19 protein-coding genes are annotated in these 24663 nt (G+C 71.0%); 14 read left to right on the top strand and 5 right to left on the bottom strand.

Annotated elements, in window-relative coordinates; all coding sequences use genetic code 11:
- Nucleotides 1-35: 35 nt before the first annotated feature.
- Nucleotides 36-236 (top strand): DUF6191 domain-containing protein, encoded by a 201-nt coding sequence (locus ACZ44S_RS14605; protein WP_466928480.1) that lies wholly within the window; start codon nt 36-38, stop codon nt 234-236.
- Here ACZ44S_RS14605 and ACZ44S_RS14600 read toward each other — a convergent pair.
- Nucleotides 229-1395: a PQQ-dependent sugar dehydrogenase gene (locus tag ACZ44S_RS14600; protein WP_466928477.1), complete on the bottom strand. Its 1167-nt coding sequence runs from the start codon at nt 1393-1395 to the stop codon at nt 229-231. The genes ACZ44S_RS14605 and ACZ44S_RS14600 overlap by 8 nt on opposite strands.
- An 85-nt stretch (nt 1396-1480) precedes the next feature.
- Entirely contained in the window at nt 1481-2479 is a 999-nt protein-coding gene (locus ACZ44S_RS14595; RefSeq protein WP_190165617.1) for an aldo/keto reductase, read from the bottom strand.
- A 74-nt stretch (nt 2480-2553) separates the two neighbouring features.
- On the opposite strand from ACZ44S_RS14595, the gene ACZ44S_RS14590 reads away from it, so the two are divergent.
- From ACZ44S_RS14590 to serA, 6 genes are all read left to right on the top strand, one after another.
- The gene (locus ACZ44S_RS14590) at nt 2554-3507 is read left to right on the top strand and encodes a 2-hydroxyacid dehydrogenase (RefSeq protein WP_466928475.1); all 954 of its coding nucleotides are present in this window, start codon (nt 2554-2556) and stop codon (nt 3505-3507) included.
- 409 nt (nt 3508-3916) lie between these two features.
- Nucleotides 3917-6910 (top strand): EAL domain-containing protein, encoded by a 2994-nt coding sequence (locus ACZ44S_RS14585; protein ID WP_466928473.1) that lies wholly within the window; start codon nt 3917-3919, stop codon nt 6908-6910.
- Between the two features lie 229 nt (nt 6911-7139).
- Nucleotides 7140-8990, top strand: coding sequence for an acetolactate synthase large subunit (locus ACZ44S_RS14580; RefSeq protein WP_466928470.1), 1851 nt, complete (start codon nt 7140-7142; stop codon nt 8988-8990).
- Nucleotides 8991-9011: 21 nt separating this feature from the next.
- Nucleotides 9012-9536, top strand: coding sequence for an acetolactate synthase small subunit (gene ilvN, locus ACZ44S_RS14575; RefSeq protein ID WP_030216544.1), 525 nt, complete (start codon nt 9012-9014; stop codon nt 9534-9536).
- A 119-nt stretch (nt 9537-9655) separates the two neighbouring features.
- Nucleotides 9656-10654, top strand: a complete 999-nt coding sequence (gene ilvC, locus ACZ44S_RS14570) for a ketol-acid reductoisomerase (protein WP_466928467.1) — start codon at nt 9656-9658, stop codon at nt 10652-10654.
- 266 nt (nt 10655-10920) lie between these two features.
- A complete protein-coding gene (gene serA, locus ACZ44S_RS14565; protein ID WP_466928464.1) occupies nt 10921-12510 on the top strand; it encodes a phosphoglycerate dehydrogenase in 1590 nt (529 codons plus the stop codon).
- Between the two features lie 53 nt (nt 12511-12563).
- Here the strand turns inward: serA and ACZ44S_RS14560 are convergent, their stop codons facing one another.
- Nucleotides 12564-14111: an MFS transporter gene (locus ACZ44S_RS14560; RefSeq protein ID WP_466928462.1), complete on the bottom strand. Its 1548-nt coding sequence runs from the start codon at nt 14109-14111 to the stop codon at nt 12564-12566.
- 84 nt (nt 14112-14195) lie between these two features.
- On the opposite strand from ACZ44S_RS14560, the gene ACZ44S_RS14555 reads away from it, so the two are divergent.
- Nucleotides 14196-14807 (top strand): TetR/AcrR family transcriptional regulator, encoded by a 612-nt coding sequence (locus tag ACZ44S_RS14555; RefSeq protein ID WP_466928459.1) that lies wholly within the window; start codon nt 14196-14198, stop codon nt 14805-14807.
- On the opposite strand, the gene ACZ44S_RS14550 is transcribed toward ACZ44S_RS14555, so the two are convergent.
- Nucleotides 14782-16041, bottom strand: a complete 1260-nt coding sequence (locus tag ACZ44S_RS14550) for a cytochrome P450 (protein WP_466928457.1) — start codon at nt 16039-16041, stop codon at nt 14782-14784. The genes ACZ44S_RS14555 and ACZ44S_RS14550 overlap by 26 nt on opposite strands.
- Before the next feature lie 298 nt (nt 16042-16339).
- Here ACZ44S_RS14550 and ACZ44S_RS14545 point away from each other — a divergent pair, with 298 nt between their 5' ends.
- Nucleotides 16340-17554, top strand: coding sequence for a cytochrome P450 family protein (locus tag ACZ44S_RS14545; protein ID WP_466928455.1), 1215 nt, complete (start codon nt 16340-16342; stop codon nt 17552-17554).
- 134 nt (nt 17555-17688) lie between these two features.
- Here ACZ44S_RS14545 and ACZ44S_RS14540 read toward each other — a convergent pair whose 3' ends face one another.
- Entirely contained in the window at nt 17689-18927 is a 1239-nt protein-coding gene (locus ACZ44S_RS14540; protein WP_466928452.1) for a PucR family transcriptional regulator, read from the bottom strand.
- Between the two features lie 138 nt (nt 18928-19065).
- Here ACZ44S_RS14540 and ACZ44S_RS14535 point away from each other — a divergent pair, with 138 nt between their 5' ends.
- The 5 genes from ACZ44S_RS14535 (at nt 19066) to ACZ44S_RS14515 (ending at nt 24545) form a co-directional block, all read left to right on the top strand.
- Entirely contained in the window at nt 19066-19992 is a 927-nt protein-coding gene (locus ACZ44S_RS14535; protein ID WP_466928450.1) for a proline dehydrogenase family protein, read from the top strand.
- A gap of 34 nt (nt 19993-20026) precedes the next feature.
- Complete coding sequence (gene pruA / locus ACZ44S_RS14530; protein WP_466928448.1) at nt 20027-21658, top strand: L-glutamate gamma-semialdehyde dehydrogenase; 1632 nt, start codon at nt 20027-20029, stop codon at nt 21656-21658.
- Nucleotides 21659-21965: 307 nt separating this feature from the next.
- Complete coding sequence (locus ACZ44S_RS14525; RefSeq protein WP_268249080.1) at nt 21966-22097, top strand: hypothetical protein; 132 nt, start codon at nt 21966-21968, stop codon at nt 22095-22097.
- A 67-nt stretch (nt 22098-22164) separates the two neighbouring features.
- Nucleotides 22165-23208, top strand: coding sequence for a 3-isopropylmalate dehydrogenase (locus ACZ44S_RS14520; protein WP_466928445.1), 1044 nt, complete (start codon nt 22165-22167; stop codon nt 23206-23208).
- Between the two features lie 248 nt (nt 23209-23456).
- Nucleotides 23457-24545, top strand: coding sequence for a branched-chain amino acid aminotransferase (locus tag ACZ44S_RS14515; protein WP_466928444.1), 1089 nt, complete (start codon nt 23457-23459; stop codon nt 24543-24545).
- The last annotated feature ends 118 nt before the right edge of the window (nt 24546-24663 follow it).

The raw sequence follows: 24663 nt of genomic DNA, 5'->3' as shown, positions 1-24663 counted from the left end.
GGTGTACGACGCATGCGGCCCTGGGAAGGGGAGCGATGTTCAACGCCTTCGAGGAACTGTTCGCTCCCGGTCGCAAGCACACCCGTGACGAGCAGAACCGCCTGGAACTGACCAGGGAGGACGTCGGCGACGCCGACCCCGGACGCGGGCCCATAGACCTCGCGTCCGGAAAGGTCACGGTGCGCCCGCCGACGCCGGAGGAGGAAGCCGACGGCGAGCAGGAGCCGGCTAGCTGATCCGGAGCTCCACGATGCGGTCGTCGCCGTCCTTCGCGTCGCCCCGGCCGTCCGTGTTGCTGGTGACCAGCCACAGCTTGTCGCCGCCCGCCGGAACGACCGTGCGCAGCCGGCCGTACTCGCCCTCCAGGAAGGCCTCCGGGTCGGCCGAGGCCTCCGTGCCCTTCAGGGGTATGCGCCACAGGCGCTCCCCTTGCAGGCCCGCCATCCAGATCGATCCCTCGGCGTACGCGATGCCGCTGGGCGAGGCCTCGTCCGTGCTCCACTGGTCGATCGGATTGTGGAAGCCGCCGTCGTCGGACCGGCCCTCCGCCTCCGGCCAGCCGTAGTTGTCGCCCGGCTCGATCGCGTTCAGCTCGTCCCAGGTGTTCTGGCCGAACTCCGAGGCGAACAGCCGCTGTTTCCTGTCCCAGGCCAGGCCCTGCACATTGCGGTGGCCGTACGAGTACACCGGGGAGTCGGGGAAGGGGTTGCCCGGGGCCGGTTCGCCCTCCGGCGTCAGGCGGAGGATCTTGCCGCCCAGGGACTCCTTGTTCTGCGACAGGCCGGTGTCCCCGCTCTCGCCCGTGCCCACGTACAGCATCTTGTCCGGGCCGAAGGCGATCCGGCCGCCGTTGTGGATCACGCCCTTGGGGATGCCCCGGAAGACCGTGTCGGGCGCGCCGAGCTGTTCTCCCGCGGGCTTCTCCTCGTCGTGGATCAGGCGCACGATGCGGTTGTCCGAGGCGGAGGTGAAGTAGGCGTAGATCATGTGGTCCGACGCGTACTCGGGGGAGAGTGCGATACCGAGGAGGCCGCCCTCGCCGGACGGCGAGACCCCCGGCACCTCGCCCAGCTCGGTCTTCTTCCCCGACTTCCCGTCGACCCGGGTGATGGTCGCCTCGTCACGGGACGACACCAGGAGGTCGCCGTCCGGAAGGGGGGCCAGGCCCCAGGGACTCTCCAGGCCCGTCGCGACCGTGCGGGTCACCTCCACCGAGCCCTTCGCCGGTGGTGTCTCCTCCCCGGTCCGCTCCGGGGCCGACGACCGCGTCGCCGTGTCACTCGGGGTGGCGCTGCCGTCCCCGGCGGCTGCTCCTCCTCCGTCGTCGGAGGAGCAGCCGGCCGTCAGCAGGAGCGCGGCGGCGGCCAGTACGGCCGTCACGGCTCGATGTCGCACGATCTTGTCCCTTCGACGCGGCGGGTTCTACCTGTCATACACCGCTCGCGCCTCCCAGGTTCCCGAACGCCCGACCCCGAACCCCTCAGTCCCAGGACCCCTGTGCCGCGGGCAGCGCCGCGATCTCGGCGAGGTCTCCTTCCGTCAGGCGGAGGTCCGCCGCCGCAGCGTTCTCCGCGACCCAGCGTTCCCGCTTGGCGCCGGGGACCGGGATCACCTGCCGCCCCCGGCTCAGCACCCAGGCCAGGGCCACCTGCGCCGGGGTGACGTGCTCGCCGTGCCGGCGGGCGACGCGGCGCAGGCCGACCACGATGGGCTGGTTCGCGGCCATCATCTCGGCCGTGAAGCGGGGGTGCCGGGCGCGCAGATCGTCCGCCTCGAAGCCCACGCCGGGCGTCAGCGTCCCGGTCAGGAAGCCGTTGCCCAGCGGCATCGCGGCCAGGAACCCGACGCCCCGGGTCTCGCACCACGGCAGCAGCGTCTCCAGCGCCTCCGGCGACCACACGGACAGCTCCGCCTCCACCGCGCTCACCGGGAAGACCTGCTGTACCCGCTCCAACTGCCGGACCGTCGCGTCGTGCAGCCGTGCCCCCGGCCGCCGGGACGAGCGCGCGCCCACCGCGCACAGCCCCAACGCCCGTACCTTCCCGGCCTGTACGAGCTCCGCCATCGCACCCCAGGTCTCCTCCACCGGGACCTCCGGGTCGGCACGGTGCAGCTGGTAGAGGTCGATGACGTCGGTCTGGAGCCGGCGCAGCGACGCGTCGCAGGCCCTTCTCACGTACCCGGGGCGGCCGTTGGCCACGATGTGCTGGTCGCCCACCAGCAGACCGACCTTGGTCGACACGAAGGCGTCGGAGCGCCGCTCCTTCAACACCCGCCCGAGCAGCAGCTCGTTGGTGAACGGGCCGTACATGTCAGCGGTGTCGAGGAGCGTCGAGCCCGCGTCCAGCGCCCGGTGCACCGCCCTGAGCGACTCCTCGCCGCGCTGCCGGGACGTGCTGTAGGCCCAGCTCATCGGCATGCATCCGAGTCCTACGGCCCCCACCGCGAGCGCCGCCGCGCCGATAGTCCTGCGCTCCACCTGCTCGTGACCCTCCCTCTCCGGCCCCCAACCTAACCTCTGCCGCGGACCGCGCCTGAACTAGCCTCCCGACCATGACTGCTGCTGACGCATGGCTTCCCATCCCGCCGGACGAGATCGACGGCCTCCCCGAGGGGCCGCGCTACCGCTTCTGGGACGGCGGTGAGGAGTTCCCCGCCGACCCGGCCGACTGCGCCTTCTACGTCGTGCCGTACATGAAGCCCGCGGGCGTCGGTGTGCGGCCGATGCCGCTGATGCGTTCGGTGCGGGTCGTGCAGACCCTGTCGGCCGGCACCGACCACGTGGAGCCGGGGCTGAGGCACCTGCCCGAGGGCGTGCGGCTGTGCAACGCCCGCGGGGTCCACGAGGCCAGCACCGCCGAACTCACGCTCGCGCTGATCCTGGCCTCCCTGCGCGGGATCCCCGGATTCGTGCGGGCGCAGGACAAGGGGGAGTGGCGGGGCGGGTTCCGGCCCGCGCTCGCCGACAGGAGCGTGCTCATCGTGGGGTACGGCTCGATCGGCGCGGCCATCGAGGACCGGCTCGTTCCGTTCGAGCTCGCGCGGGTGGCGCGCGTCGCGCGCTCCGCGCGCACAACGGAGCGCGGGCCGGTGCATCCGCTCACCGAACTGCCCTCCCTGCTTCCACAGGCCGACGTCGTCGTGCTCTCCACCCCGCTCACCGAGACCACCCGGCACCTCGTGGACGCCGGGTTCCTGGCCCGGATGAAGGACGGCGCCCTGCTCGTCAACGTGGCCCGCGGGGGCGTCGTCGACACCAAAGCGCTGCTCACCGAGCTGGAGAGCGGACGCATCACCGCGGCGCTCGACGTCACCGATCCCGAACCGCTGCCCGCGGAACACCCCTTGTGGCGGGCACCGGGGGTGCTCGTCACCCCGCATGTCGGCGGACCCACGTCCGCGTTCCTGCCGCGTGCCGAGCGGTTGCTGCGCGACCAGTTGCGCCGTTACGTGAACCAGGAGGAGCTCGGCAACGTGGTCCTGGTGACGGGAGCGGAACGCGACTAGTCCGCTTCGAGTACCGTCCGCGTTTTCCCGGGCGCGGTGGGTACTCATATATCAGTTGATCGTTACGGAGCGTAGAGAACCTATGTCCCTGAGTGACGAGACTGGTGTATCGTCCCGACAGGGGCTGCGCCGCTGACCAACGGCGCGGGGGATGGACACGGAGACTGCGAGGGGGGCGACGGGCGATGCACGGCCTATGGACGAGCGATCCGACGCGGCGGAGCCGTCGGCGACGACAGGGGAGCGCGGCCGCGCGCGGCCGCGGTCACCACGGCGGGCCCGGCACCCGGCACGGCGGCCGGCGCGGTCCCGGTTCTCACCACCATCGGCACGCCGGCCGCAGGAGGCATACCCACCCGGTGCTCCGGCGGCCGAGGGATCCGGGAGCGGCCCGGACCGGGAGGGACCGGTGAGCGCGCCCACGCCGACCCCCACCCTCGACGGAGCGCTGCGCCCGCAGCCCGCCGCGCGGACACGGCTCCCCGGCGCGGCGGCCGTCGACCGCCGGCCCGGCCCCGTGGCGCAGCTCGTCCTGGCCTGTGTGTGCGCGGCCTACGCCGTTGGTGCCGCGTTCGGCTGGGGCTCCGAGCAGCTCGCGCTGATCATGGGCGACTTCGGGCTGAGCGCCGCCGCCGGTGCCGCCGCCGTGTCGTGCGTCGTCTACGCCCGCAGCCCGCGCACCCGGTTTCGACCCGCCTGGCTGCTGTTCGGCCTCTCCTCGGCCATGGCCTCCCTGGGCAACCTGGTCTGGGGATGGTACGAGGTCGTGCTCGGCGTCCCCGTGCCCAGTCCGAGCTACGCCGACCTGTTCTTCCTGTGCTTCGCGCCGCCCGCCATCGTGGGACTGCTGGTGCTGGCGAAACGGCCCGTGACCAAGGCCGGCTGGGTCTGTCTCGCCCTGGACGCCTGGCTGATCGGCGGCTCCCTGCTCACGCTCGCGTGGAGCCTCGCCCTCGCCCAGGCCGCCCGGGCCGAAGGGCCGGGCGTCGCGCACACCGCGCTGTCACTGGCGTACCCGCTGCTGGACATCGCCCTGGTCAGCATGGTGCTCGCGCTGCACTTCCGGCGCTCGGCGGTGAACCGGTCGGCGGTCAACACCGCGATCGGCGCCCTCGCGTTGACCGTGATGTGCGACGCCCTGTTCACTTCGCCGCTGCTGCACGCCGGGTACCGCTCGGGCCAGCTGCTCGACGCCGGCTGGTTCGCCGGCTCGCTGCTGCTGGCGTACGCCCCCTGGACCGCGCCGCGCGGCAGCCGGCCCGAGCGGGAGGGGCACACGAAGGTGGTCCGCGAGCATGTCCCGGGGCGGCGCGGCGTGCCGGACCACCATCACCTGCCCGCGCCCAGCGGTGACCACGGCCGGTATCCGTTCTCCCGGCCGATCGCCGGATCCCTCGCCGCGCTCACGCCGTACCTCGCAGCGGCCGTGTGCACCCTGGGGATTCTCTACAACGTCCTCAACGGCCGCAGCGTCGACCGGGTGGTGCTGATCACCGGGGGGACCGTGGTGCTCGCCCTCGTGGTGCGCCAGGGCATCATGCTGCTCGACAACATCACCCTCACCCAGGAGCTGGCGCAGGCGGAGAACCACTTCCGCTCCCTGGTGCAGGGCTCCAGCGACGTCATCATGATCGCAGCGCCCAGCGGCATCCTCCGCTACGTCTCCCCGGCCGCCGCCGGGGTGTACGGCCGTTCCGCGGAAGATCTGGTGGGGACGGAACTGGCCGCTCTGATCCACCCGGAGGACCTGGGCTGTGTGGTGCACGAGGTACGCCGCTTCCTCGCCGCCAGTCCCGTCGAGGAACCCACCACCCGCATCGAGTGCCGCTTCCGCTCCGGGGACGGCGGCTGGCTGAACGTCGAGTCGACCGTCAACCGGCACCACGGCGGCCTCATCTTCAACAGCCGTGACGTGACCGAGAGAGTCCGGCTCCAGGCGCAGCTCCAGCACAACGCGGAGCACGACCCGCTGACCGACCTGCCCAACCGCGCCCTGTTCACCCGGCGCGTCCAGCAGGCGCTGTCCGGTCGTCGCGCCTCGGACCGCGGGGCCGCCCTCCGGGGCACGGCCGTGCTCTTCATCGATCTCGACGGCTTCAAGGGCGTCAACGACACCATCGGGCACCAGGCCGGGGACGAACTGCTCGTCCAGGCCGCCCGCAGGCTCCAGGACGCGGTCCGCAAGGGCGACACCGCCTCCCGGCTGGGCGGCGACGAGTTCGCGGCCCTGATCACCGGCGACGGCGTCCGTGACCGGGACGCACGGGAGCGGCACATGCTGGAGCTCGCCGACCGTCTCAGAGCGACCCTGTCCCAGCCCTACCTCATCGACGGCAACGATGTCCGGGTCAACGCCTCCATCGGCGTGGCCTTCGCCGAACCGGGCCTCGGCGCGGGCGAGTTGCTGCGCAACGCCGACCTCGCCATGTACCGGGCGAAGGCGGCCGGCAAGGGCCGGGTGGAGCTGTACCGGCCGCAGATGCAACAGGACGTCGTCCGCAAGGCGGAGCTCGCCACGCGGCTGCGCGCGGCGCTGCACCACGGCGAGTTCGCCCTGCTGCACCAGCCGGTGGTGTGTCTGGCGGACGGCCGGATCACCTCGGTCTGCGCGCAGGCGCGCTGGCGCTCGTCGCAGGGGGTGCTGTTCACGCCCGAGGAGTTCCTGCGGGTGGCCGAGGACAGTGAGAAGACCGCCGAGCTGGGCCGCTGGGTGCTGGAGGAGGCCGTGGAACAGGCCGCCGAGCGGCATGTGACGGGCCTGCCCGTGCCGGTGGCCGTGCGGCTGAGCGCGCGCCGGCTGCTGGACCGGTCGCTGCCGCTCGGCTCGGTCGAGTCCCTGCTCACCCGCCACGGGCTGCCGTCCGGCTCCCTGGTCGTCGAGCTGGCCGACACCGACCCCCGGGTCCCGCTCGACGAGCTGGAGCGCCGGCTGGCCGTGCTCAAGCGGCTCGGCGTCCGGATCGCGCTCGACGGCTTCGGCGGCGGCCCCGCGGCCATCACAGCCCTCAGACGGCTCCCCGTCGACGTGCTCAAGCTCGACCGCAGCCTGGTCGACGGCGTCGTGGAGTCCGCACGGCTGTACAAGATCACGTGTGGGCTGCTGCGGATCGCCTCCGACCTCGGAATGCAGTCCGTGGCCGTGGGCGTGGACCTGCCCGAGCAGGCCGTGGCCCTGCGCGCGATGGGCTGCACCCACGGACAGGGCATGGCCTTCTCCGGACCGCTGGACGAGTACCGGCTGCGCAGAGCGCTGGCCGCCGGGCACTTCCCGGTGCCGCACGGGCCGGCCGAGCCCGTGCTCGCGGGTGGAGGGCCCGGGGTGTACGCCACAGGGGTGACCGCCGTACTCAAAGCCGGTACGTCACTGCGCTCACATGGTGAGACTCCCGTCCCACCCACTTGACAGTGGGTGTGCGCCGGGGGGAGGGTCAATGCCATGCGCACCCGAATTCTCGTACTTGGACAGCGCGTCGGCCGGCGCTGAGCCCGATCGCTCAGCGACCACCACCCGACGCGCTTCCCCTCGCTTGCCTCATGGCACGAGGGGTTTTTTGTTGCACAGGCACCTGCCCAGCAGCACGCGTAACCCGCACGAACTTCGCAAAAACCCTCAGCATCGAGAAGAGAAGCCGATGACCGAGCAGGCCACCGGGGCCCATCACCCGCAGCCGCGGCCCCGATCCGGAGGACAGTCCGCCCCCGTCGAGCACGTCACGGGTGCGCAGTCCCTCATTCGCTCTCTCGAGGAGGTCGGCGCCGACACGGTATTCGGCATTCCCGGTGGTGCGATCCTTCCCGCCTACGACCCGCTGATGGACTCCACCCGGGTGCGGCACGTCCTGGTCCGCCACGAGCAGGGCGCCGGCCACGCGGCCACGGGTTACGCGCAGGCCACCGGCAGGGTGGGCGTCTGCATGGCGACCTCGGGACCCGGCGCCACCAACCTGGTCACCCCGATCGCCGACGCGCACATGGACTCCGTGCCCATGGTCGCGATCACCGGCCAGGTGGCCTCCAAGTCGATCGGCACGGACGCCTTCCAGGAGGCGGACATCGTCGGCATCACCATGCCGATCACCAAGCACAACTTCCTGGTCACCCAGGCCGAGGACATCCCGCGGGTGATCGCCCAGGCGTTCCACATCGCCTCCACCGGCCGGCCCGGCCCGGTGCTGGTCGACATCGCCAAGGACGCCCTCCAGGCGAAGACCACCTTCTCCTGGCCGCCCACCATGGACCTGCCCGGCTACCGGCCCGTCACCAAGCCGCACGCCAAGCAGATCCGGGAGGCCGCCAAGCTGATCACCGCCGCCAGGCGGCCGGTCCTCTACGTCGGCGGCGGTGTCCTCAAGGCCCGCGCCACCGCCGAGCTGAAGGTCCTCGCAGAACTCACCGGAGCTCCCGTCACCACCACCCTGATGGGACTCGGCGCATTCCCCGACAGCCACGAGCTGCACGTGGGGATGCCGGGCATGCACGGTTCGGTCACCGCCGTCACCGCGCTGCAGAAGGCCGACCTGATCGTCGCCCTCGGAGCCCGCTTCGACGACCGCGTCACCGGCAAGCTGGACAGCTTCGCCCCGTACGCCAAGATCGTCCACGCCGACATCGACCCGGCGGAGATCGGCAAGAACCGCGCCGCCGACGTGCCGATCGTCGGTGACGCCCGCGAGGTCCTGGCCGACCTCATCCAGGCCGTCCAGAAGGAGCACGCCGACGGCAACCGCGGCGACTACACCGCCTGGTGGAAGGACCTGAACCGCTGGCGCGAGACCTACCCGCTCGGCTACGACCTGCCCGAGGACGGCTCGCTCTCCCCGCAGCAGGTCATCGAGCGCATCGGGCGGCTGGCGCCCGAGGGCACGATCTTCGCGGCGGGTGTCGGCCAGCACCAGATGTGGGCGGCGCACTTCATCGCGTACGACAAGCCCGCCACCTGGCTGAACTCCGGCGGCGCCGGAACCATGGGCTACGCGGTCCCGGCCGCCATGGGGGCCAAGGCCGGCGCCCCCGACCGCGCGGTCTGGGCGATCGACGGCGACGGCTGCTTCCAGATGACCAATCAGGAGCTCACCACCTGCGCCCTGAACAACATCCCGATCAAGGTCGCCATCATCAACAACGGCGCCCTCGGGATGGTCCGCCAGTGGCAGACCCTGTTCTACAACCAGCGGTACTCCAACACGGTGCTGCACTCCGGCCCCGGCCAGGACGCCGGGGAGAAGAGCGCCGGCACCCGGGTCCCCGACTTCGTGAAGCTGTCGGAGGCCATGGGCTGCTATGCCATCCGCTGCGAGGACCCCGCCGACCTGGACAAGGTCATCGAGGAGGCGAACTCGATCAACGACCGCCCCGTCGTCGTGGACTTCATCGTCCACGAGGACGCGATGGTGTGGCCGATGGTCGCCGCCGGCACCTCCAACGACACGATCATGGCCGCCCGGGACGTCCGCCCCGACTTCGGCGACAACGAAGACGACTGAGAGCCGTAAAGGAAGCAGATCATGTCCAAGCACACGCTCTCCGTCCTGGTGGAGAACACCCCCGGCATCCTGGCCCGGATCGCCGCCCTGTTCTCCCGCCGCGGTTTCAACATCGACTCCCTGGCGGTCGGGGTCACCGAGCACCCCGACATCTCCCGCATCACCATCGTGGTGAGCGTCGAGGAGTTCCCCCTGGAGCAGGTCACCAAGCAGCTCAACAAGCTCGTCAACGTGCTGAAGATCGTCGAGCTCGAACCCGGGCAGGCCGTCCAGCGCGAACTCGTTCTGGTGAAGGTGCGCGCCGACAACGAGACGCGGTCCCAGATCGTCGAGATCGTCCAGCTGTTCCGCGCCAAGACCGTGGACGTCTCCCCGGAGGCCGTGACCATCGAGGCCACCGGGAGCAGCGACAAGCTGTCCGCCATGCTGAAGATGCTGGAGCCGTTCGGCATCAAGGAGCTCGTCCAGTCCGGCACGATCGCGATCGGACGCGGTGCCCGTTCGATCACGGACCGGTCGCTGCGCGCTCTGGACCGGTCGGCGTAAGACACGGAACGGGCGGCCGGCCGCGAAACGGCCGCCCGTATTCCGAGACTCCGAAACTTCCCCTCCCCCCGCCGTCATACGGTGGGACGCAACACCTGCACTCAAGGAGAGAACCCAAAGTGGCCGAGCTGTTCTACGACGCCGACGCCGACCTGTCCATCATCCAGGGCCGCAAGGTCGCGGTCATCGGTTACGGCAGCCAGGGCCACGCCCACGCCCTGTCGCTGCGCGACTCCGGCGTCGACGTGCGCGTCGGTCTGCACGAGGGCTCCAAGTCCAAGGCCAAGGCCGAGGAGCAGGGTCTGCGCGTGGTGAGCCCCTCCGAGGCCGCCGCCGAGGCCGACGTCATCATGATCCTGGTCCCGGACCCGATCCAGGCCGAGGTCTACGAGAAGCACATCAAGGACAACCTGAAGGACGGCGACGCGCTGTTCTTCGGCCACGGCCTGAACATCCGCTACGGCTTCATCAAGCCCCCGGCCGGCGTGGACGTCTGCATGGTCGCCCCGAAGGGCCCGGGCCACCTGGTGCGCCGTCAGTACGAGGAGGGCCGCGGCGTTCCCTGCATCGCCGCCGTCGAGCAGGACGCCTCCGGCAACGCCTTCGCGCTGGCCCTGTCGTACGCCAAGGGCATCGGCGGCACCCGCGCCGGCGTCATCAAGACGACCTTCACCGAGGAGACCGAGACCGACCTGTTCGGCGAGCAGGCCGTCCTCTGCGGTGGTACGGCCGCGCTGGTCAAGGCCGGCTTCGAGACGCTGACCGAGGCCGGCTACCAGCCGGAGATCGCCTACTTCGAGTGCCTGCACGAGCTGAAGCTGATCGTGGACCTCATGTACGAGGGCGGCCTGGAGAAGATGCGCTGGTCGATCTCCGAGACCGCCGAGTGGGGCGACTACGTCACCGGCCCGCGGATCATCACCGACGCCACCAAGGCCGAGATGAAGAAGGTCCTCGCCGAGATCCAGGACGGCACCTTCGCGCAGCAGTGGATGGACGAGTACCACGGCGGTCTGAAGAAGTACAACGAGTACAAGAAGCAGGACTCCGAGCACCTGCTGGAGACCACCGGCAAGGAGCTGCGCAAGCTCATGAGCTGGGTCGACGAAGAGGCGTGAGTCTCACGTCCGAAGGGCCGGAGCGCAATGCTCCGGCCCTTCGGGCGAACCCGGGGTAACGTCGGTGGTACGGCGTTGTCCATCCCGTCCGGCCACGGACGGGTGATCCTTCCGAAGCGGCGTAAGACGACGCCCTCGGCGCCACTAGACTGCTGAACAACAAACGCGTCAGGCCCACAGCGTCGTGCGTCTTCCACGCGGCTAGCACTTCTTCACCGCCTGCGGCCGTCGGGACGGCCGTCCGCATTGGACTTGTGAGGACTCACGTGAGCTCGAAACCCGTCGTACTCATCGCTGAAGAGCTGTCGCCCGCCACCGTCGACGCGCTCGGCCCGGACTTCGAGATCCGGCACTGCAACGGCGCGGACCGCGCGGAGCTGCTCCCGGCCATCGCCGAGGTGGACGCGATCCTGATCCGCTCGGCCACCAAGGTCGACGCCGAGGCGATCGCCGCGGCGAACCGGCTCAAGGTCGTCGCCCGCGCCGGTGTCGGTCTCGACAACGTGGACGTCTCCGCCGCCACCAAGGCCGGCGTGATGGTCGTCAACGCCCCCACCTCGAACATCGTCACCGCCGCCGAGCTCGCCTGCGGTCTGATCGTCGCCACCGCGCGCAACATCCCGCAGGCCAACGCCGCTCTGAAGAACGGCGAGTGGAAGCGGAGCAAGTACACGGGCGTCGAGCTCGCCGAGAAGACCCTCGGTGTCGTGGGACTGGGGCGGATCGGCGCCCTGGTCGCGCAGCGCATGTCCGCCTTCGGCATGAAGGTCGTCGCCTACGACCCCTATGTGCAGCCCGCGCGGGCCGCGCAGATGGGCGTCAAGGTGCTGTCGCTGGACGAGCTGCTCGAGGTCTCCGACTTCATCACCGTCCACCTGCCGAAGACCCCCGAGACCCTCGGTCTGATCGGCGACGAGGCGCTGCGCAAGGTCAAGCCGAGCGTGCGCGTCATCAACGCCGCGCGCGGCGGCATCGTCGACGAGGAGGCGCTGTACTCGGCGCTCAAGGAGGGCCGGGTCGCCGGCGCGGGTCTGGACGTGTACGCCAAGGAGCCGTGCACCGACTCCCCGCTCTTCGAGTTCGACCAGGTCGTCTGCACCCCGCACCTCGGTGCCTCCACCGACGAGGCCCAGGAGAAGGCCGGTATCGCCGTCGCCCGCTCGGTGCGCCTCGCGCTCGCCGGTGAGCTCGTCCCGGACGCGGTGAACGTGCAGGGCGGTGTCATCGCCGAGGACGTCAAGCCGGGTCTGCCGCTCGCCGAGCGCCTCGGCCGGATCTTCACCGCGCTCGCCGGCGAGGTCGCCGTCCGCCTCGACGTCGAGGTGTACGGCGAGATCACCCAGCACGATGTGAAGGTCCTCGAGCTCTCCGCGCTCAAGGGCGTCTTCGAGGACGTCGTCGACGAGACCGTGTCCTACGTCAACGCCCCGCTCTTCGCCCAGGAGCGCGGCGTCGAGGTCCGGCTGACGACCAGCTCGGAGTCGGCCGACCACCGCAATGTCGTCACCGTGCGCGGAACCCTCTCCGACGGCGAGGAGATCTCGGTCTCCGGCACGCTGGCCGGTCCCAAGCACGTCCAGAAGATCGTCGCGGTCGGCGACTACGACGTCGATCTCGCGCTCGCCGACCACATGGTCGTCCTGCGCTACGAGGACCGCCCGGGTGTCGTCGGCACCGTGGGCCGCATCCTCGGCGAGGCCGGCATCAACATCGCCGGCATGCAGGTCGCCCGTGCGACGGTCGGCGGCGAGGCGCTCGCCGTGCTGACGGTCGACGACACGGTCTCCCAGGCGGTGCTGGGTGAGCTGTCGGCGGAGATCGGGGCGACCTCCGCCCGCTCCGTCAACCTGGTCTGAGATTCCGGGGGCTTGGGCCCCCGGCCCCCCGTTCGCGCTGAACGGGCTCGATCTCACACGCCGGACCGGCTGAGTGCGTCAGCCGGTCCGGCGTTCTCCGTGGGCGCCTGCGGACGCACCCGCACCCGGCGCAGCGTCACCGACGCCAGGACCGCCGCCCCGGTGAACACCGCGGCACCCGCGATCGCCGCCGCGTTCATCCCCTGCGTGAAGGCCTCCCGGGCCGCCGTCGCGAGGGCGTCTCCCGGCTGCCCCGACAGCTGCCCGGCGACGGCGAGCGCGCCGCCCAGCGTCTCGTGGGCCGCCGCCGGAGCGGAGTCCGGCATCCCGCCCCGGTACACGGCGGTGCCGATGGACCCGAGGAACGCCATGCCCAGCGCCCCGCCGAACTCGGCGCCGGTCTCCATCAGGGACGAGGCGGAGCCCGCCCGTTCCACCGGAGCGGCGCCCAGCGCGAGGTCCATGATCTGGGACATCACCGCGGTGACGCCCATGGCGAGCACACCGCAGGCGACCAGGACGAGCGCCAGATCGTCCGTGTCCACGAAGAACAGCAGCGCGTAACCGCACACGGCGGTGGCGAAGCCCGCCGTCACCACATGGGCGCGGTTGACGCCCTTCTGCACCAGATGGGTCGCGAGGGGGGCCGCGAAACCGATGGGAACCGATGGCACCAGGGCCCACAGGGCCGCCTCCAGAGCGCTCTTGTCGAGCACCGACTGGATGTACTGCGAGGTGAAGAACGCCGAGCCCATCATCCCGAACATGGTGACCAGGTTGAGGGCGGCGGCCGGGCCGAAGCCGCGACCGCGGAACAGGGCCGGGGAGATCATCGGGGAGGCGGCCGTCCGCTGCCGGTGCACGAACAGGGCCGCGAAGAGCAGGCCCACGGTGACCGACACGACGTACCGCACGTTCCAGCCCTCGGACGGGATCTCCTTCAGGCCGTAGATGACCGGCAGCACGGCGGCCATGGACAGCGGGACGCTCGGCCAGTCGAAGCGGCCCGGATCGGGGTCCTTGGACTCCGGCAGCAGGACCGGGCCGAGGACCAGCAGCAGGGCCATCGCGGGCAGGTTCACCAGGAAGACCGAGCCCCACCAGAAGAACTCCACCAGCAGCCCGCTCAGCACCGAGCCGAGCGCCACGCCGGCCGTCATCACGGCGGACCAGACCGCGATCGCCCCCGCCCGCTGCGCGGGATCCAGGAAGAGCGAGCGCACCAGGGCCAGTGTGGAGGGCATCAGGGTGGCACCGCCGAGGCCGAGCAGCGCGCGGGCCGCGATCAGGGTCTCGGCGCTGTGCGCGTACGCCGCCACCAGGGAGGCGGCGCCGAACGCGGCGGCGCCGATCAGCAGCAGTCTGCGGCGGCCGATCCGGTCGCCCACCGAGCCCATGGTGATCAGAAGGCCGGCCACCGCGAAGGCGTAGATGTCGAAGATCCACAGTTGCTGCGTGCCGCTCGGTCGCAGGTCCGCGCTGATCTCGGGGATCGCGAAGTAGAGGACGGAGACGTCCATCGAGACCAGCAGCAGCGGAAGCATCAGCACGGCGAGCGCGGTCCACTCACGGCGGCCGGCGCGGGGCGGTGTCGTCGTCATGCCCCGGACTGTACGCACGTCTTATACGCTTGTCTATGACGGATGTGTAAGACGGTTGTATGGAAGCACCGGTAAGGTGGCGCCATGGGACACCGTGAGGATCTGCTCGAGGGCGCCAAGCGCTGCCTGCTCGCCAAGGGCTTCGTGCGCACGACGGCGCGCGACATCGTCAAGGAGTCGGGGACCAACCTGGCGTCCATCGGCTACCACTACGGGTCCAAGGACGCGCTGCTCGCACAGGCCTACCTCGCGCTGGTCGAGGAGATGGGGAGCGCCTTCGAGGGGGGCGGAACGGTGGACGCCGCCGCGCCGGGCTCCCTGGAGCGGTTCGAGAGCGTGTGGTCCAACATCATCGGCACCATGAAGGACCCGGGCTCCGTCTGGCGGCTCAGCATGGAGGTGCTCGCCCTCGGCGACCGCCTCCCCGAGGTGCGCGCGCATCTCGCGGCGGCGCAGCGGGAGGCCGGTCGGGGACTGATTCCGCTGCTGATGGGCGGCAGCGAGGAGGATGTGCCCGACGAGACCGCGGACACCCTCGGTGCCTTCTACGTGACCCTGATGACCGGCCTCATCGCCCAGTGGACCTTCGACCCGGCCGGCGCTCCCGACGCCGAGCGGCTCACCGCCGGGCTGCGCCACGTGGTCGAGGCGGCTGCCGGTGGGGAGCCGCTCAGCGGGGGCGTACCCCGAGGGTGAGGCCGGCCGGAAGCAGCGTCGTGCGCACCTGAGGGCGTGCGTCCATCGCCTCGACCGTGAAACGCAGACGGCCCGCCAGGCCGGTGAGCAGAGTCGTGAGCTCGACGTCCGCGAGCGCCTTGCCCACGCACCAGCGACTGCCGATTCCGTACGGGAGATACGCGCCATGTGCGGGCTGCAGCGTGCTCCAGCGGTGCGGGCTGAAGGCGAGCGGGTCCGGGAAGTCGGGTGCGGTGCGGTGCATCACGTACGGCGAGATCACCACGGCGGCACCGGCCGGAATCCGCCAGCCGGCGCAGACCTGCTCGCCGCGTGCGCTGCGCAGGATCAGCCAGTTCGGCGGCCACAGGCGCAGCGATTCGGCGAGCGTCCAGTGCAGGATCGGTGGCGTCGTTCCGGCCGGATCGGCCGGGCCGCTCTCCGCGCACTCGTCCGCGACGCCGGGGTGGCGGGCCAGGGCGACGAGGGCCCAGGTGAGCGCGGCGGCGGGCACCCGGTACGAGGCAAGGCCGTTGGCGATCATCATCTGGACGATCCCCTCGGTGCCGAGGCCCGAGGCGGCCAGGGTGTCGACGAGGCCGCCCTCGCCCGGCAGGGCGAGAATCCGGCGCACCTCACGCTCCAGGTCCGCCTGCGCCCTGATGGACCGGCGGTAGCGGGGCAGGAGCCGGCGGATCGGTTCGGGGAACTGGAACGGGCTGGCGATCAGCGGTGTGATCGCCTCCAGGAGTTCGCCGGTGTGACGCGGTGCAGCGCCGAAGTCGCGGGTCCCGAAGGAGAACCGGGCGAAGGAGCGCGCGGTGAGCCGCTCCAGCTCGCCCACCGGATCGGTCACCGTGCCCCGCTTCGCCCAGGCGGCGACCAGGCGCTCCGTCTCCTGCGCGAGCCACTGGCGGTGGGTGCTCAGCGCCTCGGGCGACATGGCCTTCTGAGTGGCGCGCCGGCCCCGCATCCAGGCGTCGGTCGCCGGATCACCCCGTTCCCCGCTCACCTCGTCGCGCCGGATCGTCCTGGTGACCAGGAAGTCGGTGTTGGTGCGACGCAGCACCTCATGGACCGCGGCGGGGTCGTTGACGAGGACGGTGTCCTCGGTGAGCCCGGCCACCGGGCCGTACCGCTCGGCGGCCCACAGGAGGAAGCCGAGCCGGTCCTGCTCGTAGCGCTCCAGGTATGCGGCAGGAGAGAGGCCGGTCGAGATCGGGGGCCGTGGGGCGAGGGTTTCGGTATCGGTCAACGCGCCGCTCTCCGCTCGTACGTGCCGTGGCGGCCGGCCCCGCCGGTGCGGCGGGGCCGGCTCTCACTGAGCCGGATCCGCTACGGAACCCACGGGTATGCCCCGGCGGCACCCTTCGTGGTGAAACCGAGCTTGCTCGCGGCCTTGAGCAGAATGCGCTTGGCCATCTCACACCTCCCTCTCAGCAGGAAACCGGCCGACGGCTGGACGATCACCGTCTCGGCAGATGGACCGTAACCCAGCCAATCAGGCACCAGCCAGAGCACTATTCGGCCATGCGTGTGGGTAGCGCAGGGGCATGGCCGACCTCCCCCTTGTGGATCTGCATGCCCTCGATCCCGACTTCGCGCTCGACCCGTATCCCGCCTACGCCAAGCTCCGCGCCCAGGGCCCCGTGCACCGGGTGCGCGGTCGCGACAGCGAATTCTTCTGGCTCGTCGTCGGCGACGCGGCCTGCCGGGCGGCCCTGGCCGACCCCCGGCTCAGCAGCGACTGGCCCCGCCACGCAGGACTCGTCACCGACCTCACTCCGCCGGACACCGACGGCCCGGGCCACGCCCACATGCTCTTCCGCGACCCGCCGGACCACACCCGGTTACGGCGCCTCGTCGCGCGGGAGTTCACCCCGCGCCGGGTGGCCGCCCTCGCCCCGCGCATACAGCGGCTCACCGACACGCTCCTGGACCGGATGCTCGCCTCCCGCAGTCGCCGCGCCGACCTGGTCGCCGCGCTCGCCTACCCGCTGCGGATGCAGGTGATCTGCGAACTGCTCGGCATACCCGACCTGGACCGGGACGCCTTTCGCGGCTGGGCCGACGAGGTCACCGCGCCCACCGGCGCCGAGGCGGCCGCTGCCGCCCGGGCCGCGGCCCTGCCGTATCTGAGCCAACTCATCGGGGCCAAGCGCCGCGCACCCGCGGAAGACCTGCTCAGCGCCCTGATCCACACCGTCGACGAGGACGGAGACCGGCTCACCGAGGACGAACTCCTCTCCATGGCCTTTCTGTTGCTCATCGCCGGTCATGAATCCACCGTCAACTTCGTCTTCAAGGGAATGCGTGCCCTGTTCGCCCACCCCGACCAGCAGGCACTGCTCCGCTCCGACCTCGACGGGCTCATCGACGGCGCGGTCGAGGAGATGCTGCGCTACGACGCCCCGGTGGAGACCGCGCCGCCTCGCATCGCCCTCGAACCGGTCGAGATCGGCGGGACGCGCCTTCCGGCGGGCGCCGTCGTCATGATCGCCCTCGCCGACGCCGACCGCGACCCCGCCCGTTTCACCGAACCCGACCGGTTCGACATCCGGCGCGGCACGGACGCGGGGCGCGGCCACATCGCCTTCGGGCACGGCATCCATCACTGCCTCGGGGCGCCGCTCGCCCGCGTGGAAGGCCGCATCGTCTTCCGTACGCTTCTGCAACGCTGCCCTGGCCTGCGTCCGGACGACCGGTCGCGGCGGAGGATCTCCGGTCTACTGGTGCGCGGTGAACGGAAGGTGCGGGTCCGGTGGTAGACCGGACGCCGCACGGCGCGGAGCGGGGCCGAGAGGCGGTGCCGCGTCACGTGCCGCCGTGCGGCACGTCGCCGGGGCGACCCTGCTGCCTCGGGTGACGGCGGCAGGGGCGCGACCGTGGCCGGTGTGCCGGCTCAGGGTGACTGCAACCGGGCCGCCTTGAGCACCATGTGCAGCAGCAGACGGTCCTCGCCGTCGTCCAGGTCGAGGCCGGTGAGCTGCTCGATCCGCGAGAGGCGGTAGTAGAGGGTCTGGCGGTGGATGCCCAGCTCGGCTGCCGTGCGGCCGGCCTGGCCCGCGCGGTCGAGGTAGATCTCGGCGGTGCGGGCCAGTTCGGTCTGGGCGGGGGAGAGCAGCGGGCTGACGGCGGGATCGTGGGCGGCACCCGGGGACAGCGCGGTCAGCAGGCGGAAGGGGCCGATGGACGCCCACCGGGCGACCGGTCCGATCCGCGGTTCGGCCAGCGCCGCCCGCGCCGACGCCGACGCCTCCTCCCACGCCGTGCCCAGGTCGGCCAGGCCTGCCCGGGGCGCGGCGATCCCGGCGGCCACCGGAGGGCCGCCGCCCCGGCCGCCGTCCCGCGCCCGCTCCAGCAGCCGCGACGCGGCCGTCGTCGCCGGGGCCAGGACGTCCGTCGAGCGCAGCCGCAGCAGAAGGGCCAGGGACAGGCCGGTCGCACCCCACGGCAGGGTGCACAGCGCCGTCGCCCCCGGGACCGTACGGACCGACGGGGCGTCGTCGGGGTCGGCGGAAGGCCAGGGGGCGACACAGACCACCGTGTGCAGCCCGTCGGCGCGGTTGCCGAGGGCGGTGCGCAGCTCGGCGACCGCCATGTCCCGCTGCCAGCCCCGCTCCGCGGTCAGCACCGCCCGCAGCTCCCGGGTGAGGTCGGCGCCGTGCTGGGCCTCGTCCGCGAGCAGCGCCCCGATCCGCGCCGTCACCCGCATGGCCGCGTCCAGCTGCTGCCGCGAGGGGCCCGGGTCGTAGTCGAGCAGCCACACGTAACCGAGGACGACCGACCGATGGCGTACCGGCAGGCAGATGCGCCCCCGGTGCACGCCCGCCTCAGGGGTGCGGGGGATGCGCACCGGGCCGGTCGCGCGGGTGATGCCGAAGCCCTCGAACCAGCTGCGGACGGCGGCCGTCGAACGGCGGGTCAGAATCGAGCGGGTACGCACCGGGTCCAGCGCCGACGGATCCAGATCGCCCTCGCTGTCGTAGGCCCCGAAGGCGATCAGCTCGAAATCCCGGTTCTCCAGGGTCGCCGGAGCGCCCAGCAGCTCCGAGATCTCGTCCACCAGCTCCTGGTAGTCATCCCTGTATTCCGACGTCACCCGGGCATTCTGCCGCAAAGTCCCGGGGGCTTCATACATCTGTCTGAGATCCGGCGCACGGATGCGTGACAGCTGTCGATGGCCCACGATCGGGGTCATCCTTAGGTTTCACGGTGGTTCTCCGTGCCGTACCCGAATGGTCGGGCGACGGCCTCATGCAGCTTGTGGAGGTGCCCCGTGCTGGGTCCCGTGATTCTCGCCGCGTCGCGCAGCGACCGGATGCGACGTCTGATCTCGGCGGCTCCGGGGACCAAACAGGTCGTGGACCGCTTCATCCCCGGTGAGACCGTCGACGAGGTGCTGCCGATCATCCGGGAGCTCACCGGCCGCGGACTCGAACTCACCATGGACGTCGTCGGCGAGGACATCACCACCCCCGAGCAGGCCGCCGCCGCCCGCGACGCCTACCTGGAGCTGATCGACCGGCTCAAGCCGCTGGAGCTCGGCGAGCGCGCCGAGATGTCGGTGAAGCTGTCGATGTTCGGCCAAGCGCTCCCCGGCGGCCACGAGCTGGCCCTCGCCAACGTCCGTCCGGTCGTCGAGGCCGCTGCCGGGATCGGCACCACGGTCACCCTGGACGCGGAGGACCACACCACCCTCGACTCGATGTTCGCCATCCACGAGGAACTGCGGAAGGACGTCCCGCAGACGGGCTGCGTCATCCAGGCCTACCTCTTCCGCACCGAGGAGGACGCGCGTCGCCTCGCCGCGGCCGGCAGTCGCGTACGGTTGGTGAAGGGCGCCTACAAGGAGCCCGCCGAGGTCGCCTACCAGCAGAAGCACGAGATCGACAAGGCGTACGTGCGCATCCTGCGGACGCTGATGGAGGGCGAGGGGTACCCGATGATCGGGTCCCACGACCCGCGTCTGATCTCCATCGCCCAGGAACTGGCCCGCACCGCCGGACGCAAGCTCGACGAGTACGAGTTCCAGATGCTCTACGGCATCCGCAGCGACGAGCACCTGCGACTGGCCGCCGAAGGCCACCGCATGCGCGTCTACACGGCCTACGGCACGGACTGGTACGGCTACTTCATGCGCCGACTGGCTGAGAAGCCCGCGAACCTGCGGTTCTTCGCCCGAAGCATGATCACCAAGGGCTGACACCACACCGCTCAGATAAGGAGTTACGGAACCCATGGACGCTGTGACCCAGGTCCCCACCCCCGTCAACGAGCCGGTGCACGGCTATGCCCCCGGGACGCCCGAGCGTGCCCGGCTGGAGGCCAAGCTCAAGGAGCTGGCCGACAACCCGATCGAGCTCACCTGCACCATCGGCGGCGAGAAGCGGATGGGCGGCGGTGAGCGCTTCGACGTCGTGCAGCCGCACAACCACAAGGCGCGCCTGGGCACCTACGCCAACGCCACCCAGCAGGACGCGCGGGACGCCATCGACGCGGCCCTCGCCGCCGCGCCCGCCTGGCGCGCGATGTCCTTCGACGACCGCGCGGCGATCATCCTGCGCGCCGCCGAGCTGCTGGCCGGCCCCTGGCGCGAGACCATCGCCGCCTCCACCATGCTGGGCCAGTCCAAGACCGCCCAGCAGGCCGAGATCGACAGCCCCTGCGAGCTGGTCGACTTCTGGCGCTTCAACGTCCACTACGCGCGCGGCATCCTCGCCGAGCAGCCCCCGGCCAACTCCCCGGGGGTGTGGAACCGCCTCGACCACCGCCCCCTCGAGGGCTTCGTCTACGCGATCACGCCGTTCAACTTCAGCGCCATCGCGGCCAACCTGCCCACCGCGCCCGCGCTGATGGGCAACGTGGTGGTCTGGAAGCCGTCCCCCACCCAGACCCACGCCGCCGTGCTGCTGATGCGGCTGCTGGAGGAGGCCGGTCTGCCCAAGGGCGTCATCAACCTCGTCACGGGCGACGGCATCGAGGTCTCCGAGGTGGCCCTCCAGCACCGTGACCTGGCGGGCATCCACTTCACCGGCTCGACCAGGACCTTCCAGCACCTGTGGAAGACGGTCGGCCAGAACATCGAGAAGTACCGCACCTACCCGCGTCTGGTCGGCGAGACCGGCGGCAAGGACTTCGTCGTCGCCCACCCGAGCGCCGACCCGGCGGTCCTCAAGACCGCGCTGACCCGCGGTGCCTTCGAGTACCAGGGCCAGAAGTGCTCGGCGACCTCCCGGGCGTACATCCCGGCGTCGATCTGGAACTCCGGCTTCAAGGAGGAGTTCGCTGCCGAGGTCGACGGCATCAAGATGGGTGACGTCACCGACCTGTCGAACTTCATCGGCGCCGTCATCGACGAGCGGTCCTTCGCCAAGAACAAGGCCGCCATCGACCGCGCCAAGGAGGACGCCTCCTGCACGATCGTCGCGGGTGGCTCCTACGACGACTCCGAGGGCTGGTTCGTCCGTCCGACCGTCATCGAGTGCGGCGACCCGGAGAACGAGGTGTTCCGCACCGAGTACTTCGGCCCGATCCTCGCCGTGCACGTGTACGACGACGAGAAGTACGACGAGATGCTGACCCAGATGGAGTCGGTGTCGGACTACGCCCTGACCGGCTCGGTCATCGCGGGCGACCGCGCGGCGGCGGCGTACACGATGGAGAAGCTGCGCTACGCGGCCGGCAACTTCTACATCAACGACAAGTCCACCGGCGCCGTGGTCGGCCAGCAGCCCTTCGGCGGCGGCCGTGCCTCCGGCACCAACGACAAGGCCGGTGCCCCGCAGAACCTGATGCGCTGGACGCTGACCCGCGCCATCAAGGAGACGCTGGTCCCGCCGACCGACTACACCTACCCGCACATGGGCTGACGCCCACCCCGACCCCGGACGGGCCAGGTCACCCCCCGACCTGGCCCGTTCGGTGTTTTCGCAGGTGGGAGCGGTGTGACCCGGTCCACCGTCTCAGATAGTAGGAAGTCCGAGTAATCGTGCAGACAGATGCACTCCGCTCCTCTAGCTTTGTAGGAGCCGAACGAATCGCTTGATCAGGCGAACGGCGGTCGTGAGCCGGGCCCCGTGCAGGCAACCCCTGCGGCCCGCAGCTCCCCGCCCTCACTCGGCGTCTCGCAACCCCCTTCTTTCCGCACTCCACGTACGCCGAAGGAGTCGATGACCCATGGCCGAGACGACCGTCCGCCGCCGCGTCCGTCACACCCCCCGCACGAACGAGTCCGACCGCAAGAACGCCGCGGCCGCCCTTCAGCGCGCCCTCGACCGCAGGGACAACGGCGGCTCGACCGGCCACTGACACGCCCACGGCGTCCGTATGCCGGACGCCGTATGTCATCCCGTGGGACGAGGAGTAGGGTGCCCGCATGTCTCGCAGCATCAATCTCGCAGTGATCCCCGGTGACGGCATCGGCCAGGAGGTCGTGGCCGAAGGCCTGAAGGTCCTCTCCGCCGTCCTTCCGCAGGATGTGAAGCTGGAGACCAAGGACTACGACTTCGGCGCCAAGCGCTACCACGCCACGGGGGAGACCCTCACCGACGCCGACCTCGACCAGCTGAAGCGGCACGACGCCATCCTGCTCGGCGCCATCGGCGACCCGTCGGTCCCGTCCGGGGTGCTCGAGCGCGGCTTCCTGCTCAAGCTCCGCTTCGCCTTCGACCACCACGTCAACCTGCGGCCGAGCAAGCTCCAGCCCGGAGTCGACTCCCCGCTCGCCGGCCGGCCCGAGATCGACTTCGTCGTGGTCCGCGAGGGCACCGAGGGTCCGTACACGGGGAACGGCGGCACCATCCGCAAGGGCACACCGTACGAGGTGGCCACCGAGGTGTCCGTCAACACCGCCTTCGGTGTCGAGCGCGTGGTCCGTGACGCCTTCGCCCGTGCCCAGGCCCGCCCGCGCAAGAAGCTCACGCTGGTCCACAAGAACAACGTGCTGACCTTCGCCGGCCACCTGTGGACGAACATCTTCAACAAGGTGGCCGAGGAGTACCCCGAGGTCACCACCGACTACATCCACGTCGACGCCGCGACGATCTACCTGGTCACCGACCCGGCCCGCTTCGACGTGATCGTCACCGACAACCTCTTCGGTGACATCATCACCGACCTCGCCGCGGCCGTCTCCGGCGGCATCGGCGTCGCCGCGAGCGGGAACATCAACCCCTCCGGCGAGTTCCCGTCCATGTTCGAGCCCGTGCACGGCTCGGCCCCGGACATCGCCGGCCAGGGCAAGGCCGACCCCAGCGCCACGGTCCTGTCCGTCGCCCTCCTGCTGCGCCACCTCGGCCACGACGCCGAGGCGGCCCGCATCGAGGACGCCGTCTCCGCCGACCTCGCGGAACGCGGCGGCCTGCCCGCCCGCAGCACCTCGGAGATCGGCGACGCGCTCGCCGCACGAGTAGCCGGCTGACCCGGCGCCCCTCGACACCATTCGAAGCCGCCGGGTCGTATCCGCACCCGGCGGCTTCCCCCTGTCCCCGCCGGGTGCCACCATCGACCACCGGGCCGCATTCACCCCGTTTCTTCCGCCGTCGCCTCCGGGCGATAATCGGACGCGGAGCCGCGGAATGAGGGAATGCTCGGACGTCCTAGTACTGGCCACCGGCCGTACGGGCGTGTGCGCGGCCCGTCACTACAACCGGTGAAGGACAACCACTCATGACGACGCCCACGATCGAGCTCAAGCCCTCGGCCCACCCGCTCTCGGACGCAGAGCGCGAGGCGATCCTGGCCAGCCCCGGGTTCGGCCGCCACTTCACCGATCACATGGTGACGATCAAGTGGACCGAGGGCCGCGGCTGGCACGACGGCCAGCTCGTCCCGTACGCGCCGATCTCCCTCGACCCAGCGACCACCGTCCTGCACTACGCGCAGGAGATCTTCGAGGGCCTCAAGGCCTACCGCCGGCCCGACGGTTCCGTCGCCACCTTCCGCCCCGAGAAGAACGCCGAGCGCTTCCAGCGCTCCGCCAAGCGGCTCGCCATGCCCGAACTGCCGGTCGAGACCTTCATCGAGGCGTGCGACGTGCTGGTCAACCAGGACAAGGCGTGGGTGCCGGCGCACGGCGGCGAGGAGTCCCTCTACCTGCGCCCGTTCATGATCGCCACCGAGGTCGGGCTGGGTGTGAAGCCCGCCAACGAGTACCTGTTCCTGGTCATCGCCTCGCCGGCCGGCGCCTACTTCCCGGGCGGGGTGAAGCCGGTCTCCATCTGGGTCTCCGAGGACCGGGTCCGCGCCGTCCCCGGCGGCATGGGCGACGCCAAGACCGGCGGCAACTACGCGGCTTCCCTGCTCGCCCAGGCCGAGGCCGCCGCAAAGGGCTGCGACCAGGTCTGCTACCTCGACGCCGTGGAGCACCGGTGGGTCGAGGAACTCGGCGGCATGAACCTGTACTTCGTGTACGGCGACAGGATCGTCACCCCCACGCTCACCGGTTCCATCCTGGAGGGCGTCACCCGCGACTCCCTGCTGGCCGTGGCCCGCGACCTCGGTTACCAGGCGGTCGAGGAGCGGGTCTCCGCGGAGCAGTGGCAGCGCGACTCGGAGAACGGCAGTCTCACCGAGGTCTTCGCCTGCGGTACGGCGGCCGTGATCACCCCGGTCGGCACCGTGAAGCGGGAGGGTGCCCAGTGGCAGCAGAGCGGGGGCGAGCCGGGTGAGGTCACGCTCCGGCTGCGCCAGGCGCTGCTCGACATCCAGCGGGGCACGGCCGAGGACCGGCACGGCTGGATGCACCGGCTGGCGTAGGGCGCCGACGGGTCACCGAGGGTTCCCGCCCCCGGTGACCCGGATCCCCTCTCGGCCTGGACGGTCTCGTCCGCCGGCGCCGGACGGGCCACGGGAGTTGCCGTGCCCGGGCTCCTCC

The organism is Streptomyces malachitofuscus (genome assembly GCF_055571035.1).
Note: the sequence above shows the minus strand (reverse complement) of the source record. Positions and strands in the feature narration are given on the sequence as shown.